This window comes from Pseudobutyrivibrio sp. (assembly GCF_015057185.1).
Taxonomy (GTDB): domain Bacteria; phylum Bacillota; class Clostridia; order Lachnospirales; family Lachnospiraceae; genus Pseudobutyrivibrio.
Genome location: NZ_SVEV01000032.1, coordinates 20,078 through 39,311, shown reverse-complemented (window position 1 = coordinate 39,311; position 19,234 = coordinate 20,078). Strand labels below are relative to the sequence as shown.

General features: G+C 37.6%; 18 protein-coding genes. 3 read left to right on the top strand and 15 right to left on the bottom strand.

What is annotated here, in order from left to right; genetic code table 11:
* The coding region (rpsT, locus tag E7276_RS12320; protein ID WP_294218102.1) for a 30S ribosomal protein S20 at positions 1 to 186 on the top strand (186 nt) is incomplete at its 5' end.
* A 75-nt stretch (positions 187 to 261) separates the two neighbouring features.
* The gene (locus E7276_RS12315; protein ID WP_294218099.1) at positions 262 to 1,197 is read left to right on the top strand and encodes a tRNA dihydrouridine synthase; all 936 of its coding nucleotides are present in this window, start codon (positions 262 to 264) and stop codon (positions 1,195 to 1,197) included.
* A 2-nt stretch (positions 1,198 to 1,199) separates the two neighbouring features.
* Here E7276_RS12315 and E7276_RS12310 read toward each other — a convergent pair whose 3' ends face one another.
* The 14 genes from E7276_RS12310 to argC form a co-directional block, all read right to left on the bottom strand.
* Complete coding sequence (locus E7276_RS12310; protein WP_294218097.1) at positions 1,200 to 2,006, bottom strand: PilZ domain-containing protein; 807 nt, start codon at positions 2,004 to 2,006, stop codon at positions 1,200 to 1,202.
* Between the two features lie 2 nt (positions 2,007 to 2,008).
* Entirely contained in the window at positions 2,009 to 3,016 is a 1,008-nt protein-coding gene (gene holA / locus E7276_RS12305; protein ID WP_294218095.1) for a DNA polymerase III subunit delta, read from the bottom strand.
* 15 nt (positions 3,017 to 3,031) lie between these two features.
* Complete coding sequence (locus E7276_RS12300) at positions 3,032 to 3,928, bottom strand: radical SAM protein (RefSeq protein ID WP_294218107.1); 897 nt, start codon at positions 3,926 to 3,928, stop codon at positions 3,032 to 3,034.
* Between the two features lie 70 nt (positions 3,929 to 3,998).
* Positions 3,999 to 5,765, bottom strand: a complete 1,767-nt coding sequence (thrS, locus tag E7276_RS12295; RefSeq protein ID WP_294218092.1) for a threonine--tRNA ligase — start codon at positions 5,763 to 5,765, stop codon at positions 3,999 to 4,001.
* A gap of 432 nt (positions 5,766 to 6,197) precedes the next feature.
* Positions 6,198 to 8,456: a DNA internalization-related competence protein ComEC/Rec2 gene (locus E7276_RS12290; RefSeq protein WP_294218089.1), complete on the bottom strand. Its 2,259-nt coding sequence runs from the start codon at positions 8,454 to 8,456 to the stop codon at positions 6,198 to 6,200.
* 8 nt (positions 8,457 to 8,464) lie between these two features.
* Positions 8,465 to 9,496: a GerMN domain-containing protein gene (locus E7276_RS12285; RefSeq protein WP_294218086.1), complete on the bottom strand. Its 1,032-nt coding sequence runs from the start codon at positions 9,494 to 9,496 to the stop codon at positions 8,465 to 8,467.
* Complete coding sequence (locus tag E7276_RS12280) at positions 9,496 to 10,935, bottom strand: sensor histidine kinase (protein WP_294218083.1); 1,440 nt, start codon at positions 10,933 to 10,935, stop codon at positions 9,496 to 9,498. Before E7276_RS12280 ends, E7276_RS12285 begins: the two co-directional genes overlap by 1 nt.
* Positions 10,936 to 10,958: 23 nt before the next feature.
* Positions 10,959 to 11,657, bottom strand: a complete 699-nt coding sequence (locus tag E7276_RS12275) for a response regulator transcription factor (protein ID WP_294218081.1) — start codon at positions 11,655 to 11,657, stop codon at positions 10,959 to 10,961.
* Between the two features lie 23 nt (positions 11,658 to 11,680).
* Complete coding sequence (locus E7276_RS12270) at positions 11,681 to 12,256, bottom strand: ComEA family DNA-binding protein (protein ID WP_294218078.1); 576 nt, start codon at positions 12,254 to 12,256, stop codon at positions 11,681 to 11,683.
* 88 nt (positions 12,257 to 12,344) lie between these two features.
* The gene (locus E7276_RS12265; protein ID WP_294218075.1) at positions 12,345 to 13,550 is read right to left on the bottom strand and encodes an aspartate aminotransferase family protein; all 1,206 of its coding nucleotides are present in this window, start codon (positions 13,548 to 13,550) and stop codon (positions 12,345 to 12,347) included.
* Positions 13,543 to 14,439 carry an acetylglutamate kinase gene (gene argB, locus E7276_RS12260; protein WP_294218073.1) on the bottom strand — a complete coding sequence of 299 codons (897 nt, stop codon included), beginning with the start codon at positions 14,437 to 14,439 and terminating at the stop codon, positions 13,543 to 13,545. The genes E7276_RS12265 and argB overlap by 8 nt, the downstream gene beginning before the upstream one ends.
* A gap of 120 nt (positions 14,440 to 14,559) precedes the next feature.
* Positions 14,560 to 15,783 (bottom strand): bifunctional glutamate N-acetyltransferase/amino-acid acetyltransferase ArgJ, encoded by a 1,224-nt coding sequence (gene argJ, locus E7276_RS12255; protein ID WP_294218071.1) that lies wholly within the window; start codon positions 15,781 to 15,783, stop codon positions 14,560 to 14,562.
* 9 nt (positions 15,784 to 15,792) lie between these two features.
* Complete coding sequence (locus E7276_RS12250) at positions 15,793 to 16,296, bottom strand: GNAT family N-acetyltransferase (protein ID WP_330599003.1); 504 nt, start codon at positions 16,294 to 16,296, stop codon at positions 15,793 to 15,795.
* A gap of 23 nt (positions 16,297 to 16,319) precedes the next feature.
* Entirely contained in the window at positions 16,320 to 17,372 is a 1,053-nt protein-coding gene (gene argC, locus E7276_RS12245; protein WP_294218068.1) for an N-acetyl-gamma-glutamyl-phosphate reductase, read from the bottom strand.
* Positions 17,373 to 17,649: 277 nt separating this feature from the next.
* On the opposite strand from argC, the gene E7276_RS12240 reads away from it, so the two are divergent.
* Complete coding sequence (locus tag E7276_RS12240) at positions 17,650 to 18,873, top strand: argininosuccinate synthase (protein ID WP_294218066.1); 1,224 nt, start codon at positions 17,650 to 17,652, stop codon at positions 18,871 to 18,873.
* A gap of 185 nt (positions 18,874 to 19,058) precedes the next feature.
* Here E7276_RS12240 and E7276_RS12235 read toward each other — a convergent pair whose 3' ends face one another.
* Positions 19,059 to 19,226 carry a hypothetical protein gene (locus E7276_RS12235; RefSeq protein ID WP_294218065.1) on the bottom strand — a complete coding sequence of 56 codons (168 nt, stop codon included), beginning with the start codon at positions 19,224 to 19,226 and terminating at the stop codon, positions 19,059 to 19,061.
* Positions 19,227 to 19,234: the final 8 nt, after the last annotated feature.

Sequence of the window (19,234 nt, the reverse complement as noted above, 5' to 3'; positions counted from 1 at the left end):
GAGGTTAAGACATACGTTAAGCGTGTTGAGGCTGCTGTAGTAGCTGGTGACAAGGCTGTTGCTGAGTCAGAGCTTAAGGCTGCTATCAAGGTTATCGAGATGGCTGGTTCTAAGGGTGTTTATCATGATAACACTGTAAGCCGTAAGGTATCTCGTCTTACAAAGCTTGTTAACACACTTGCTTAATATATAACAGTTTTACATTAGAATTTATTTAGAGCATCGGTCCCGTCAGCCGATGCTTTTTTATTAGGAGAACTCATGAATAAAATATACTTTGCTCCTCTAGAGGGAATTACCGACAGCATTTTCAGAAATACATTTGAGAAATATTATGGTGGAATCGATAAATACTACACTCCTTTCCTTTCACCTAATTCTACCTATGCTTTTACAACTAGGGAGTTTAATCATATAAATCCAGAAAAGAATAATATCGAAAATACTGTACCTCAGCTCCTTACAAATAAGCCTGAGCATTTTTTATGGGCTATGGGAGAAATTGTGTCCCTTGGATATAAAGAAATCAATTTTAACTTAGGATGCCCTTCTGGCACAGTTGTAGCCAAGAAAAAAGGATCAGGACTCCTCTACTATCCTGAAGAATTAGATAATATGCTATACGAAATATTTGCTGGTTTAAAAGAGGATGTTTCTATTTCTGTAAAAACTCGACTCGGAAAGCTTGAGCCAGATGAATTTTATGAGATTCTTGATATATATAATAAATATCCTATTTCAGAACTCACTATTCATCCACGAGTTCAAAAGGATTTCTATAAAGAACCAATAAAAACAGAGTATTTCGATTATGCCATAGAGCATTCCAAAGCTCCTTTAGTGTTCAACGGTGATATAACCAGTTTAAAGGCTATAGAAAGCACTTTTACTAAATACCCTAAGATTGATGCAGTAATGATTGGTAGAGGGCTTATTTCCCATCCTGCGCTAGCTAAATCATATAAAAAAAGCCTAGAGGAAGCCCCTCTAGACTTGAGAACATTTAAATCATTTCATAATGATTTGTTGGCACAATATACTGAACTACTTTCAGGAGAAACTCCTGTTTTACATAGAATGAAAGAATTCTGGTCCTTCTGGGAAGTAAACTTCCCTAATGATTCAAAAACAATTAAAAAAATCCGAAAATCTAAAAGCCTAGCAGAATATAAAAGCATACTTCAGGGAATAGTTTAATACTATTCCTCTGATTCTCCGCTGGCCTCTTCAAAAACCTCAGCCATTTTCGTTCTAAACTCATCACCTGAAGCTACTCGCTGTATAGAAAACTGTTGTTTCTTGCCATTTAATTGCTCTAATTGTTTCATAGCAACATATCTCTGTAGAAAATCTGCATTTTGAGAAGAAATTACACATCCGCTAACAATAATGCCCTTTGATGGCTCTCTCTCATTAATCTTCTTTGCAACAATTTTGCATACCAGTTTTTCTTCTTCACCTTCTGTCTCTGTCAAACTAAGCACAAAAGGAACACCCTTTTTTATTTTAGATTCCTTTTTTTCCATGATTCCGACGCCGCAGTAGGACAAATCTCCAACAATTACGTCAAAGCTCTCCCCATCCTGTTCAACAAACATTCGCTTATCTAGGTTGACTCTAACACCCTTGCGGCGGTTATATTTCAATCCCTTTTGTGTGGTTGCCACAAGTAAATGTATCTGTGTGCCTGTAGATAGCTTTACTTTGAGAACCTTTATTTTTGACCAGAGGTATACCTCATCATCTTCAATAGCAATCAGCTGTAATTCTGATAAATGTCCTTTAAAAGAAATCTCAATAACTTTTTCGTCCCACTGTTGAACAAGATTATCAAGGGGAAGGACCTTATCACCGTACTTACTTCGAACTTCCTTTAATTCAGCATCTGTAATATTTGCATACTTCGCTGGCAGTTCCGCCTTACCACCATCTAAAGTAGCTTCGATAGTAAGAGTCGTATTCCTACTTATATCTGAAATTTTAAATGAATTGTCATTATTACTCATAATTAATTTCCTGCATACTTCATCATAAGCAGCTCAACAGACAGCTTTTCATCAAGCAATCCTGTTTTAACCTGCTTTTCAAAGGATGCTGCATCCTCTAATAAATTATTTATTTCATCTAATGAAAGATTTCGAATAAGAGCTTCATTCTTTTTTACAAAGTAATCCTTCATTCCTGTTTTTCTGGATATGGTAGCCGCATTATCGCCTAAGTTCTTTAAAGACTTTATTACTGCAAGCTGTTTAAACTGACCAACAATTAAATATAAGATTTTCATAGGTGGTTCCTTAGCAGCAAGCATGTCGTGGTAAAGCTCCATTGTCTTAGACAAATCCTTTAAAGCAATTGAATTAATCATTTCAAATACTTTAGTCTCTATTTGCGTAATGCATACAGCCTCCACATCAGCCACTTCGATATTTGGTCTGTCACCAACATAATCAATTAGCTTGTCAAGCTCCTGCTTCATGTTGTCCATACAGCTATCTGTCATATCTCTAAATCGAATCCATGCATCCCTTTTAATTTGCTTATTAGATTTTTTGAGAATAGCATAAACCCATTTAAACAACTGATCTTCATTTGGCATTTTCATTTCTATGCATCGGCCAAGCTTATCAGCTGTTTTATAAAGCTTACCTCGTTTATCAACCTTGTATGGCTCACCCTTTTTGTCTGTAGCCGGCTCAACGAAAATAAATATTGTAAACTCAGGAATCTCGGAAAGATAATCCCCTAATTCCTCTGGAATTTTCTTGCCAAAGTAGCTATTTTCAATAAGAATAACCCTGTGCTCTGCAAAGAAAGGCATAGTTTCAGCCTGATCAATTACTTGATTTACATTAATATTAGCATCTCTGTACTGGGTGAAATTCATATTATCACCCTCGTTAACCAAAGCAGCTAACAGTTTATTTCTGTACTGGAGCTTAAGGTAGTCTTCTTCACCATGTAATAAATAAATATTTTTAAATTGTCCTGATGCAATGTCTTCGTCTATTCTTTTCATAAAATAAAGTATACCCTAAATTCCTTCCCCATTAAAGTCTGGAATAAAGCTTTCCTTTGCGACCTTTCTATCTTGAATAAAAGCATTTTCTATACCTAAATCAAGGGCAAATTGCACCACCGCATCATACTCTCGTTTAGTTACTCTACGATTTAATTCCGGATATTTATCTTTTATTTGTTCCATCGGAGTATATTGACTCATTAAACTAATATAAATATCATCTCCGTATTTACGATACAAATAATCAATAATTAGTTTAGAGTCATTTACGTGTCCTGGAAGCAACAAATTTCTAACAATAACGCCCTTTGTTATAAATCCGTTATCGTCAAACTCTGGTGTGCCAACCTGCCTGTACATTTCTTCAATAGCAGCCTTTGCACACTCTGGATAATCCTTTGCGTGAGAATATTTTCCCGCCAAATCACTGTCCATATATTTAAAATCAGGAAGATATACATCCACAATTCCCTCTAGACACTTTAAACTCTCAACAGTTTCATAGCCACTTGTATTGTAAATAATGGGGATATTCAATCCAAGAGACCTTGACAATCCAACAGATTGAACAATTTCTGGAATGTAGTGGGTTCCAGTAACAAGATTTATATTATTTGCACCTTTTTGCTGTAGCTCTAAGTATATTTCAGCCAACCGTTCAACTGAGATTTCTTTTCCCACCTTACCATGACTTATTTCTTCATTTTGACAAAATACACAGTGTAATGGGCAACCACTAAAAAATACAGCGCCACTACCGCTGTCTCCTGAAATGCATGGCTCCTCCCAGAAATGAAGGGCTGCTCTAGCAATTTTTATTTTATTTGAAACTTGGCAAACACCGTAGGAAATCTGACGATTGACGCCACACTTTCTAGGGCATAGCAAGCATATATTTTCTATTTCCATAATAAATAAATCAAGTGCCTGATGAATAATCACCAGGCACCATCCTAAAATTTGCAAATTACATTAGAGATTATTTACGTCCCTTTGTCTTAATTTCATTAACAATAAGCTCTACAAACTCATCAAACTTAACTGTTGTAGTGCCCTGCTCTCCGTGAAGTCTGTAAGAAACAGTACCCTCAGCCTCCTCGTTCTTTCCAAGAACGGCAAGATAAGGAACCTTCTGAATCTGAGCCTCACGCATCTTGTATCCAAGCTTCTCTGAACGTGTATCAAACTCAACACGTACATCTGCGTCATCAAGAGCATCAACAAGCTTCTGAGCGTAAGCATTAAGCTCCTCATCATCATTCTTTACAGGAAGAACCTTAACCTGTGTAGGTGCAAGCCAAAGTGGAAGATTTCCCTTTGTCTCCTCAAGAATGTATGCCATAAATCTATCTAAAGAACCAAGAATAGCTCTGTGGATTACTACAGGTGTCTGCTTGTTAGACTCTGCATCTGTGTATGTAAGGTCAAACTTAGCTGGTAAGCAGAAGTCAAGCTGACATGTAGAAAGTGTAATCTCATTACCTATAGCTGGCTTAACGTTAACATCAAGCTTTGGTCCGTAGAATGCAGCCTCGCCGATTTCTTCTGTGAACTCAATACCGATTTCTGTAAGAGTCTCACGAAGAGCCTGCTCTGCTGTGTTCCACATTTCATCATCCTGGTGATACTTCTTTGTATCAGCTGGGTCACGAAGCGAAAGTACACATCTGTAATCTGTGATACCGAAATCCTCGTATGTGCTGAAGATAAGGTCGCATACGTTCTTAACCTCAGACTTAATCTGCTCCTGTGTACAGAAGATGTGTGAATCGTTCTGGCAGAAGTGACGTCCTCTCTCGATACCCTTAAGAGTTCCTGATGACTCAAAACGGAAATCATGAGCGATTTCAGCGATACGGATAGGAAGCTCCTTGTATGAGTGTGGACGGTTAGCGAAAATTCTCATGTGGTGTGGACAGTTCATAGGACGAAGAACGAAGTTCTCTCCCTCAACCTCCATAGCTGGGAACATATTCTCCTTGTAATGATCCCAGTGACCAGATGTCTGGTAAAGCTGAACTGTACCAACACAAGGTGTCATAACGTGAAGGTAACCAAGCTTGCGCTCCTTGTTACGGATGTAGTTTTCAAGCTCTGTCCAGATTGTGTAACCATTTGGAAGGTACATTGGAAGTCCCTTACCGATTAAATCGTCAGACATGAAAAGCTGCATGTCCTTACCAATCTTTCTGTGATCGCGCTCCTTTGCCTCCTCAAGAAGTGCAAGGTGCTCATCAAGCTGCTCCTGTGTAGGGAAGCATACACCGTAAACACGGTTAAGTACCTGATTGTTAGCATCCCCCTTCCAGTAAGCACCAGAGTGCTTAACAAGCTTGAAGTAACGGCACATCTTAACATTATCAACGTGTGGTCCACGGCAAAGGTCTGTAAAATCGCCTTGGTCGTAGCAAGAAATTGTCTGAGTCTCCTCATCCATATTATTAATAAGATCAATTTTGTATGGGTCATCCTTGAACATCTCAAGAGCCTCAGCCTTAGAGATTTCTCTACGATAAATCTTGCAGCCAGACTTTGCTACCTTTTTCATTTCCTTTTCGATTTTAGCAATGTCCTCATCTGTGAGCATTACATCACCAAGATCCATATCGTAGTAGAATCCCTCCTCTACTACTGGTCCAACCCAAAACTTAGCGTTTGGATAAAGATGCTTAACAGCCTGTGCCATCATGTGTGCACATGAGTGATTGAGAGTGTTTAATGACTCATCTTCTTTGAAATTAACCATGATTTTCTCCTTTTTCTAATGAATGAATTTAAGTAACTACTTGTACTAAGGGTGCAAATTAAAAAACCCCTAGGAAAAGCTATTTCTAGCTTTCCTAAGGGTACAAAATTCAAAAGGATACTCGCCCATCTAAAAATTGCCTTCGGCAATGGGCTCGTCATGTTCACGATTTCTGTAATTTCATTGCACAAATCGTGAAATTTTGCACGGTTCCACCTTAGTGTTTCACTCATTTTGTCTTTAACGGAACTACCCGGAGACGCTTCGCACGAAATGTGTTTCTACGTTCAGCTCGAGAATGGTGTTCATATAAGTATCCACTAGACGCTCCCAGCCTAGGCGTCCTCTCTCTTAGCTTCCACAAATACTACTGTTTCTGTCATCGCTTTTCTGTCATATCGTATCACAAATTCTAGGATTTCACAAGGATGATTATTTGTTATTTAAATAATAATCAATACCACCAGCATCGATTCTGATACGTCCCGAATTCATGGTGTAACAAATCAATCTGCAGCATTGTTCTAGACGTTCAACAGCTTCGTCAGCCGGGTGGCCATACCTATTCTTTTTGGCGCAGCTAATGACCGCTACATCAGGTGACAAAGTCTCAAGGAACATAGAATCAGAGCTAAGACGACTACCATGATGGTTTACCTTAAGCAGATTTACATGACCCACCATACCTGAGTCTGCAATCACTTTCTCCTCTTCTATACCTAAGTCACCCCCAAAGAAACCTGTAAATTCTGGCGCGCCATCACAATTTTTGTCATATTCCAATAGAAGTGCTAATGACAATGCATTAATATCGTCTGATGTATTTTCCATACTTGGATATACGCACTTGAATCGCAGGTGCTTTGTCCCACATACATCCCCCTTGTTCATATATAAAATCGTGGTATTCTTTTCCTTTGCAAGTGTAAGTATCTCATCCAATGTTTCTCCTGGTGGAATCGCCGCCGACAAAACTACGTTATTAATTTTATAGTCCGCCTGTAGCACTTCAATTATTCCTGATACATGATCTAAATCCATATGAGATAAAAACCAATAATCAATTTGACCTACTCCTTTACTTTTCAAAAAAGGCATAAGGGTATATTCACCAAGGGATGCTTTCGAGGTGCTACCTCCATCTATAAAATAATTCGTGCCATCTCCAGAACTAATATAAATTCCATCTCCTTGTCCTACATCTAGGCAATCTATTTCAAAGGAATTATTAACAGGAACCAGCCATACCAAACTCACTACTAATAAAAAAGCATATTTCAATTTAGGTTTGTTTATATATTTAACAATTAGCAGTAAAGCAATGTAATATATAACCACCAGCCAAAATCCTCTTTTTCCAACTACAATTCTAGATAAAGGAAGTCCTGCAAAAAATGAAGATATCATCTCCATTCCATAAATTATTACATGACATGGAAATAATACTATTTGTCCTATTGGAAGCCACAAAATCCCAAGGAATCCACCAACAATGCCAAATAGTAACAATATAGGCATAAATGGAAGCACTACTAGATTTACAAGCATTGAATATAAAGGAATTTCATAATACATATTTGTCACAATAGGAAGCATAGAAATATTTATTCCAAAGGAAAATACTAAGCTAGTGCAAATCCAATCCTTCAAGCGGATTTTTAATGGAATCTTATTGTCATAGGAAAATCCATCTTTTGTTTTTATTCTTACATTTCTCCTAGCAATGTACTCACTATATATTCTTGTTAGCGGGCTTGCCACAAATGTTATTCCAAGGATTGCACAGAAAGAAAAGATGAAGCTTCCATTGGTAATCAACAACGGATTTTGTATTAACAACCACATTGCCATAACAGATAAAGCAGTAAGGGTGTCATAGGCTTCTCCTAATACCTCTGCAAAAATAAAAATCAGAAACATACCTATAGCTCTAATTGAGGAAATACTTCCTCCTGTTAATATCCCATACAAAATCGAGATAATACCTGCAATAATTGCAGAAAAAAGAAAGCTCACTCCCCTTTTTCGTAAGAACCTGTATAGAGCCATACATACCACAGATATATGCAGACCTGATACTGCCAATATATGGGCAACACCAACTTGTTTGAATAAATCCTTTAGCCCATTGTCTAACTGACTCTTATTGCCAATTGTTAGGCTAGATAAAAAGCCACTTTCTTCCGCAGGAAGGCTTTGTTCAAATACAGTAAATACATCTTGATTTAGCAGGTATAATTCTTCACTTATTGGCAAAACTCCTGTATCCAAATCCTGCAAATTAGATTTTTCTAGTTCAAATAGAATCCCCATAGAATGATAGTACTTTTGCATATCAAACTCCCCATCATTCCTTGCCGGTGAAAAATGTTTAATTGTTCCAGTTAATTTAATCTTACTGTTTAATGGAATTGAATCTGAATCGAATCGAAATAAAAAAGAAATATTAGACAGTCTATGTGTCTTATTTGAAATAATAGAATTATGAACGTAGTAAACAGCTTTTTCGTTTTTGATTTCCTTATGATATATCTCGCCTTGGGCTGTCACCTGTGAGCCATCAGTGAAATATTCTTTGGCGTAATTTGCCTGCGCATATAATCCAAGGAAATCCAGGGGAGAATATGCGCTAACAGCAATAAAAATAATAATCACTAAGGAAATCTTACAAAGTCTACGACCCTGTAGCATATTTCCTCCTACTCATTTGTTGAAATCTCATCCTCTGGGATAGTCTCATCATCAATATACTCATCTGAGTATTCATCAGAATAATCCTCTGAATAGTCCTCTAGATATATATCATCATCGTCTATCACATTAGAATTGATAATATCCTCATTTCTATCTATTGGTGAAGTCAAATCAACTTCCAAATTTGATAAATGAGGTGCCTCTCCATTAACCAAAATCTGAACCTGTTTAATTGAATCAAGCTCTGTTAATGAATTGACTATTGAATATAATGTAACGTTCTCTGTCACTCCTGTAATGGCAGTTTCTAAGGTACCATCAAAATTGATTATACAAACTCCATTATCTGAAACAGAAATAGAATTAACCTTCGTTCCTGTAGGCAAGGTAGAAAGCAATTCACTAGAATCTGGTCCTTTTAAAAGCTGCTCCATTACCACTTTTTCTAAAGCAACATTTCTACTGTAATACACATTTCTAGTTTCTGAAACTAGAGACATACCATCTGCACTAGAAAAATATAAGGTCAAATTAGTTGAAAGCAGAGCATCTGTCTCTTGACCAAAATCATCAATAAATGTGTCTGCAGTCATAGCTCCAACAGCCTCACCATTCGAATCTGCAAATGGCGCATTATTAACATAAAGTGAAATAGAGTCCACTCCATCAATTTGAGTAAGTGTCTTTACTATTCCTGCTCTAACCAAAATCTCAGTAATTGGATCTAAAGCCTCGTAATCTCCTTCGAGATACAGAGAAAAGCTAGTATCATCAAGCTCCCAATGTTCGACATTAACTCCAGCAGGTATAGTGGACATATAATCAAAGGAATCTGTGTCTGCTGCCAACATATTTAAGGCTTCGGTTATTTGACCATTAGTATCCTCAGCCTTGTATTCGTAATCAACAGCAGTAACTCCATCTTTATCCGTATTTACGTAATAAATTTTAGCAGAATCATCTTCTCCTTTTTTACCACATGCTACAGTTGAGAGAGCCAATATTAAAATTAATGCAAAAGATAATATCTTCTTCATTACTGCATCTCCTTTTCAATGTAATTTAGTGGCACACGAACATCAAAGGTTGATCCTTCACCAAGCTTTGAACGGACTTTGATTTCTCCATTATGCATAGCAATGGCACTCTTGGTAATAGCAAGACCAAGTCCTGTTCCTCCGATTTCACGAGAATGTGATTTATCAGCTCTATAGAATCTCTCAAAAATATGAGGTGCTGATTCTTCTGGTATTCCAAGTCCATTATCTTCTACCTTGATAAAGAAGAATTGATGGTCAGAATTTAATGTAATATGAACCCAGCCGCCCTCGTTGTTATATTTTATAGCATTCTCCACAAGGTTAGTGATAACAAGTGTAAACTTTACTTCATCAACCTCTGCTACCACAGGTCTAAAGGATTCAAATACGACCTCAATATTTGCCTTTTCTGCTATTGGCTTTAACCTCTTTAAGATGTGCTCAATAAGCTCGTTTATATTAACTGCTGAAACATTAAGCTGAGCTCCACTTTTATCCATTCGAACCAAACTAAGCAAATCATTGATTATTTTAGTCTCTCTATCAATTTCATCCCCGATATCTACCATGAATTCTTTGTACATCTCGATAGGTACATCCTCAGAACCATTAAGGGAATCAGCCAAAACCTTCATTGAAGTAAGTGGTGTCTTTAATTCGTGGGACACATTTGATACGAATTCCTCTCTGGATTCATCAATAGAATGAAGCTTCTGAATAACCTGATTAAATTTGTTGGCAACATTTTCTAATTCAGTAAATGATTTTTGCTCTGGAAGCTCAGTAGTATATTCTCGAATAATTCCATCCAGAGAATCAGCCATTTTGGCCATTGGCTTAGAAAAACGGATGGAATAAAATACCGAAACAAGAATAGAAATTACTATGATAATAACTCCGGCAATAAGCATATAAGAAAGGAAAATATCGATGTTTTGCTCAATATAATCCATTGATTTATTGAGAACTAAAGCACCCACAATTTCTCCATCAGAATTAGTTAAAGGCACGGATACGATAATTGTTTTTGTAGGCTCGTCATAGTAATATTTTTGCTCGCCTTGGAGTGTGTAAATAATATTTCCCCAAACTACAGTCTTGCCAATATCTGCGGAGAAAGAATCCCTCACAATTTTAAGAGATGAATTAATAACAAGAATTCGACCATTATTGCTATCTGCAACTGCTTTTAATTCAGTATCTAACATATTGTTAGGCTCACCAGATACATATCCACTTGTGACAATCTGATTGTTGTACTGAAGAGCCTGGGCCATTAAATTTGTTGCATCGGTTCTGATTGCGACAGATTTGTATTCTCGCAAAGAAATAGGCACACAAACCATAAAAGGAATGATGCCTATAAGCAAGATAATAATTGCGATTTTAAATTTAAGACTATGATGAACTGAGATAAATCTAGATCTATTTTTCATTAAAAACTCACTTTATATCAAAATTATTGATAGTAATAACCTACTCCCCATTTTGTTCGAACGTATTTTGGCTCCTTTGGATTAGGTTCGATTTTTTCGCGGAGACGACGAACATGTACATCAACTGTTCTCTCATCTCCTGGATAATCAGAGCCCCAAATAGTATGAAGCAAATCCTCTCGAGAAAATACCTTTCTTGGATTTGTAACCAAAAGTAAAAGCATATCGAACTCTTTGGATGTAAGGTTATATTCTGTACCAAGAATTGTAAGTCTTCTATTGCTTTTGTCTAAGACTAAATCTCCATTCTCGATAATTGATTCATCTTGTTTAGGCTGAAGAACCACCGGCTGTGCCACGGAAGCACGTCGCATAATGGCCTTTATTCTAGCTTTAACCTCAAGGATGTTAAATGGCTTTGTAATGTAGTCGTCAGCACCATATTCCAAACCAAGAATTTTGTCCATATCATCGCCCTTTGCAGTAAGCATAACAATAGGAACATTAGAAAATTCTCTGATATTTTGGCAAACCTGGAATCCATCGAGCTTTGGCAACATAACATCCAAAAGAATCATGTCGTAATTGTTTGCAGTAGCCAAATCTAAGGCTTCCTGACCATCAAAGGCACAATCCACCTCCATGCCATCTTGTTCTAAAGAAAATCGAATTCCCTTTACAATAAGTTTTTCATCGTCCACAACTAATACTTTTTTAGCCATAACAATCCTCTATTATTTATATTTTAAATCTTTATAAGTGAATTAATCTGATTGAAAATACCATCACCAATGCCTGAAACATTTTTGATATCTTCAATAGAAGAAAATGCACCATTGCTGTCCCTATAAGCTACAATCTGCTTGGCTTTATTTTCTCCAATACCAGGAAGTGTAGTCAACAGCTGAACGTCTGCAGTATTAATATTAACAAGTCCATCATTGGCAGATTCCTCAGCAATAGCTGCTTCTTGAAGCTTTGCCATTTCTTCTGCTGAGTAAACATATATCTTTTGCCCATCCTCTAGGATAGCAGCCTGATTAATATCGCTATCATCTGCAGTTTGTAGTAGGCCTCCTGCAGCCTCAATAGCGGCATAAACTCTAGAATCCCCTGGCAATTCGTAAACACCGGGCGATACTACTGCTCCTGATACTTGCACAAAAATGTTTTGATCTGTAGATGCTTCCGAAGCAGGAAGCTCTTCTTCTGATTTTTCCTGTGATACCTCTGTAGAATCAGATGCTTGAAAATATGATTTTTGTCCACAGCCTGTAAACAAAAACAAGCTACAACAAACAAGACAAAATAGTTTTTTCATAAAGTCTCCTAATCAGTTAATAGGAGATTCTAATATCGTCCTGTCCATTGTAGCTAAAATATTAATATATTACAATAGTTTTACAGTTTTATTTCAAAATAAATGTATCAAATACCTTCTCGATTTTTTCTTTGAATTCGTCTACATCCTGCTCTGTTATCACAAGTGGTGGCAACAATCTAAGCACATCTGTCCCTGCCGAAAGAACAACCAAATGCTCTTCTAGAAGTGCTTTTGTTACAACTTCTTTTACAGGAATTGTTAAAATTAATCCCTGCATAAGTCCCATGCCCCTTCTACCTGTAATAAAGTCATATTTTGCCACAAGGTTATCAAGCACCTGCTCAAAATATGGAGAAATTTTTTGAATGTGATCCAATAAATGGTAATCCTCAAACATATCAAAAACCTGAGATACAGCTGCAGTGCAAAGTGGATTGCCACCGTAAGTAGTTCCGTGGTCACCTGGCACCAAAGAATTTGCTGCCACATTATCGGTAACACAAAATGCACCTATAGGCACGCCATTTCCAAGAGCTTTTGCTGTTGTAAGAATGTCTGGTTTAATGTCGTATTGCTGATAAGCATACATGCTACCAGTTCTTCCCATTCCACATTGAACCTCGTCCAAAATAAGCAATATGTCTTCTTCATCACATAGCTGTCTTACTTTAGAAAGGAATTCTTTGTCTGCTGGGTAAAGACCGCCTTCCCCTTGAACAGTCTCCATTATAATTGCACATGTATTATCAGTAAGATTTGCTAGTATGCTTCCAAAATCATTGAAGGTAGCAAATTTCACACCAGACATCAACGGATAAAATGGTTCGCGATAATGCTCTGTTCCAGTAACGGAAAGAGAGCCTACCGTTCTACCGTGGAAGGAATTTTCCATGGCAATTATTTCGTAATCCCCTGCCCCTTTCTTGTTATATGCATACTTTTTTGCAGTTTTAAGAGCACCTTCTATTGCCTCGGCTCCAGAATTTGTAAAAAATACTTTATCCATTCCAGAGGCCTTAACCAGCTTTTCAGCCGCCTCTATCATTGGAATATGGTAGTACAAATTAGAAGTATGTGTGATTCTCTTTAGCTGAGTTGTAAGGGCCTGTTCATAATCTTCATTGCCATAGCCAAATGCCATAACACCTATTCCAGAAGCAAAATCTAAATAAGCCTCATCTAGCTCATCATAAAGATGAACCCCTTTTCCATAGTCAAAAATCACAGGAAATCTATTGTATACATGAAATAGATTGTTTTCTGCTGATTCAATATATTCTTTCTTATTCATTGAAATACCTCGTATCCTGATTTCTTATAATAGCTGTGCCAATTCCCTTGTTAGTAAAAAATTCAAGTAACAGGCAATGAGCAATTCTGCCGTCCAAAATATGTACTCTGTTAACTCCCTCTTCAATAGCATCTATACAGTTATTTAATTTAGGAAGCATTCCGCCACCTATATAGCCCTCACCTATTAAAGCTCTAGCCTCATCAACTGTCATTTCTGAAATTAATGTTTCAGGGTCATCCTTGTCCTTGTATACGCCTTCGATATCTGTTAAAAATGCAAGCTTTTCAGCATTTAAAGCCTTTGCAATTGCGCAGGCTGCATCGTCCGCATTGATATTATATGTTTCAAAATTGTCATCCATACCGATTGGACAAACAATAGGAAGAAAATCCTTTTCAAGCAAATCCTCTAAGATTTTTGGATTAACCTCTGTGATTTCACCTACAAATCCGATGTCCTGACCGTCTGAATATTTCTTTTCTACTTTTAATAAACCGCCATCCTTGCCTGATACGCCAACAGCATTAACTCCAAGGGCCTGAACATTTTGCACCAGGGATTTATTAACCTTATTTAAAACCATCTCAGCAATTTCCATTGTTGCTTCGTCAGTTTTGCGAAGTCCATTGATGAACTCTGGCTCCATGCCAGTTTTCTCAACCCACTTGCTGATTTCCTTACCGCCGCCATGGACAATAATTGGTTTAAAACCTACAAGCTTTAAAAGAGTCACATCCTGAATAACCTGCTTTTTAAGCTCTTCATCAATCATGGCACTGCCACCATATTTAACAATCATTATTTTTCGATTAAATCTTTGGATATATGGCAATGCCTCAATTAAAACCTGGGCCTTATCCAATATTGGCTGCATATTAATATCCATCTTAATCCTCCTTAATACGTCGGTTACGTATACAAGCCTTATTGTTTTTCCGCTCATCTAACACGATTCGCTGCAAAACATAAGAGCTTGTCTCCTACCGACTCATTTAAAAATATTAAATTAACTACGGTAATCTGCATTAATTTTTACGTAGTCATATGTTAAATCACAACCCCATGCTGTTGCCTCTGATTCACCTTCATTCATGTTTACAAATACTGTTACTGTATCTGCTTTCATGATTTCAAGGGCCCTCTCTTCGTCAAATACAATCGGTGTTCCCTTATGAAATACTTCAAGTTTTCCATTTACACTTTCAAAATAAAGCTCTACATCATTTTGATCAAAATCTGCCCCAGAATATCCCATAGCACAAAGGAATCGACCAAAGTTTGCATCACAACCAAATATTGCTGCCTTGGACAAATTAGAACCTACAATGGCTCTTGCCAAAGTTTTGGCATCCTCCTTTGATTTGGCATTTACGATTTTAGCCTCAAACAATTTGCTAGCGCCCTCTCCATCTGCTGCCATAGTCTTTGCAAGTGATGTACATACATAAGAAAGAGCATCCTTAAATTTATTAAAATCATCATCCTTGCATACTATTTTTTCATTGCCAGCAAGTCCATTTGCCATACAAATCATAGTATCATTTGTCGATGTGTCTCCATCTACTGTAATCATATTAAAGCTATCTGCCACAACATCACTGACAGCCTGCTGTAAAAGCTCTTTTTCAATTGCCACATCTGTGCCAACAAAAGCAAGCATTGTGCACATGTTAGGATGAATCATTCCAGAACCCTTGCTCATGCCGCCAATTGTTACCTTTTTGCCAGATAACTCTATTTCTACAGCGATTTCTTTATTAACAGTATCTGTTGTCATAATGGCTTTTGATGCTGCAGTTCCTGCCTCAATGCTTTCATCTAAATCAGGCGCCATAGCCTTAACTCCTGACACAAGCTTGTCTACAGGAAGCTGCATACCAATAACTCCCGTTGATGCAACAGCAACTGATTCAAATGGTACATTAAGTGCTGCCTCAACACCTTTTGCTGTAGCTTCACAGGCATCAAAGCCTTCTTTTCCAGTACATGCATTAGCAATACCGGAATTAATAGCTACAGCCTGCATAGGCTTGTCTGATTTTACTATTTTCATATCCCATTGAACGCAAGCAGCCTTCACAACATTACTTGTAAATGTTCCTGCGCTGACACATGGCTCCTTTGAATAAATCATAGCCATGTCAGTGCGCCCCTGGTATTTTATTCCTGCAGCTGTGCTTGCAGCCATAAATCCTTTTGCCGCTGTAATTCCGCCCTGTATCTCTTTCATAGTAATCTCCTATTTATTAAATGCTGTGATATTTGCTTCGTTTAATACGAAGTCATATACATTTAAATCGTCTCGCATATCCCACTGTTCAGCCTGCCAGAAGCCATTACCAAGGGCATTTTCCTTGAATGCTACCAGCTGAATCTTATTGATTCCTTCTACCTTAAGTCTCATCATAGCTTCTGATGCCATTGCTTTTCCAATACCGTGTTTACGATAATCCTCATGAACACATACATGATAGAAGCAAGCTCTTCTACCATCATGTCCAACAAGTATAGAACCTACAATCTTGCCACCTGAAACTGCAACAACAGATAACCCTGGATTTCTCTTTAATACTCTAGCAACCCCTTCTTTAGAATCATCCAGGCTTCTCATTGCAAAGCCATGAATCGTTGTCCAAAGCTTATAAACTTCATCATAATCGCTTTCTTCCATAGTCTTGATTGTGTAATTCATATGAACCCCTAAATCTAAAGTAACATTAACACTCTCTTTTGTTGTAACCATAATAAAACTCCTGAATAAACCTGCTATGGGAACATTGGTGCAAAATCAATTCCCATCTTCTCATCAAGTCCAAAAATTATATTCATGTTCTGAACCGCCTGACCAGCAGCTCCTTTTACTAAATTATCTAAAGCTCCCATCATCACCACACGACCTGTTCTCTCATCAATCATGCAGCTTACATCTACAAAATTGCTTCCCTCAACCCATTTCGTTTCAGGGCACTGTCCATAATCCAAAACTCTTACAAAAAACTCATCATCATACATATCATGGTAGGCCTGCATAACATCTTCTTTAGTAGGTAGCTTTCCATCCTTTTTAACAAGCGATGCATATTCTGTAACCAAAATACCTCTATTCATAGGAACTAAATGTGGAGTGAAATTAATCATAATCTCCTGTCCACATGCATACCCAAGCTGCTCTTCAATCTCTGGTGTATGTCTATGAGTTGTAACTCCGTATGCCTTTATACTCTCATTTACTTCACAATAAAGATTAGGAAGCTTTGCTCCTCTACCGGCACCAGACGTACCTGACTTAGCATCTACAATAAGTGTTGTAGGATCAATCAAGCCCGCCTTTACTAGTGGATAAGCAGTGAGAATTGAACAGGTTGTATAGCATCCAGGATTTGCTATAAGTCTTGCCCCCTTCTCCTTTTCTCTATTAATCTCACAAAGTCCATATACAGCCTCCTCAATAAACTGTGGGCTCTTGTGTTCTATGCCATACCACTTTTCATAAACTGATACATCCTTAATACGAAAGTCTGCAGATAAATCAATAATTTTGCAGTTATTCAATATTTCTTCTGTAAGAACACCAGCCAAATACCCCTGTGGTGTTGCTGTAAAAATAACATCCACCTGTTTAGATAACTCTAAAATATTGTCATCAAGACACTTATCTTCAACCAAAGTAAACATATTTTTATATATAGAAGCAAATCTTTCATCTACATATGATCTAGAGCCGTACCAAACAATCTCAGCTTCCTTGTGACCATATAATAATCTAACAAGCTCTGCTCCCGCATAACCAGTCGCGCCAATAATTCCAACTTTTACCATAATATTTATTCCTTCCGTATTTATGAATTGTCTGAAATCATTGTAGTACTTCACTTTCACAAAGTAAAGTGCTACAGCAGATTTTTATGAATTAATTTTGCATAAATATACATCTATATTTTCAATATTTCAATAGTAAATTTCACTATTTTGATATTTATACCATATTTTTGCATAAATTACCGCTTGAATTATTTACTTTAATGTAGTACAGTATTTTCAGATTTCATTTTTAACAAATGCAAATAATAAATACATTTCATAAAGGAGAACTATTATGGCACAGGAAAAAGTTGTACTTGCTTACTCAGGTGGATTGGACACCACAGCAATCATTCCATGGCTCAAAGAAAACTATGGATACGAAGTAATCTGCTGTTGCATCGATTGTGGACAGGGAGAAGAATTAGATGGTCTTTCAGAAAGAGCAAAAGCATCAGGTGCTTCTAAATTATATATAGAAGATATTGTAGATGATTTCTCTGAAAACTATATCGTACCTTGTGTACAGGCTGGTGCTATTTACGAGAACAAATACCTTCTTGGTACTGCTATGGCTCGTCCTGGCATTGCAAAGAAGCTTGTTGAAATTGCTCGCAAAGAAGGAGCAGTTGCAATTTGCCACGGTGCTACAGGAAAAGGAAATGATCAGATTCGTTTCGAGCTTGGCATCAAAGCTCTTGCTCCAGACATCAAAGTAATTGCCCCATGGCGCAGTGATAAATGGAAACTCCAGTCTCGTCAGGATGAAATTGATTATTGTAAAGCTCACGGAATTAATCTTCCATTCTCTACAGATCAGTCTTATAGCCGTGACAGAAACTTATGGCATATCAGCCATGAAGGTCTCGAGTTAGAAGATCCATCTTTAGAGCCAAATTACGAGCATCTTCTTATGCTTACTACTCCACCTGAGAAGGCACCTGACAAGCCTGAATATGTAACTATGACTTTTGAAAAGGGTGTTCCAACTTCCGTAAATGGAAAGAAAATGAAGGTTTCCGACATTATTAAGGAATTAAATGAAATCGGTGGACGAAACGGAATTGGTATCGTTGATATTGTAGAAAATCGTGTTGTAGGTATGAAATCTCGTGGCGTATATGAGACACCAGGTGGAACTATTCTTATGGAAGCACACGCACAGCTTGAGGAGCTTTGTCTCGACCGCGCGACAATGGAAATGAAAAAAGAAATGGGCAATAAGCTTGCTCAGGTATGCTACGAAGGAAAATGGTTCACACCACTTTGCGATGCAATCCAGGCCTTTGTAAAATCTACTCAGGAATACGTTACAGGCGAAGTCAAATTCAAGCTCTACAAAGGAAACATCATCAAAGCTGGAACAACTTCACCATACTCACTCTATTCTGAATCATTGGCGTCATTTACAACTGGTGACCTCTATGACCACCACGACGCCGAAGGCTTCATCACACTCTGGGGCTTACCACTTAAGGTACGCGCTATGAAGCTCCAAGAAAACCAAAAACAGAAATAATAATTCCCCCACGTTACGCTCTCAAGCCTAAGAGGTCACTCCGTTCAGCTAAAATGCTTCACTTGAGTAACCCTTAGAGCTTGATAGCTACGTGGTATTTTTTTCTCTTTTTATCCAGTTACCACCCACAGTTCTCATGGCACGAAGCGGCCGCAACCAAAATAATGGAACTGTGAATGGTAACTTTATTCTTCAGAATCTAGTGCGGTGTCGATGGCGCTTACAAGTTCCATGGCGCTGCGGAAGGAAATCTTCTCATCGCGGTCAGCCCATGTAACCTGGCCCTGCCAACTACCATTTTCTGATTTATTAACTCGTACTACAAATGTAGCTTCTTTTTTAGTATCTGACATTTCCATAA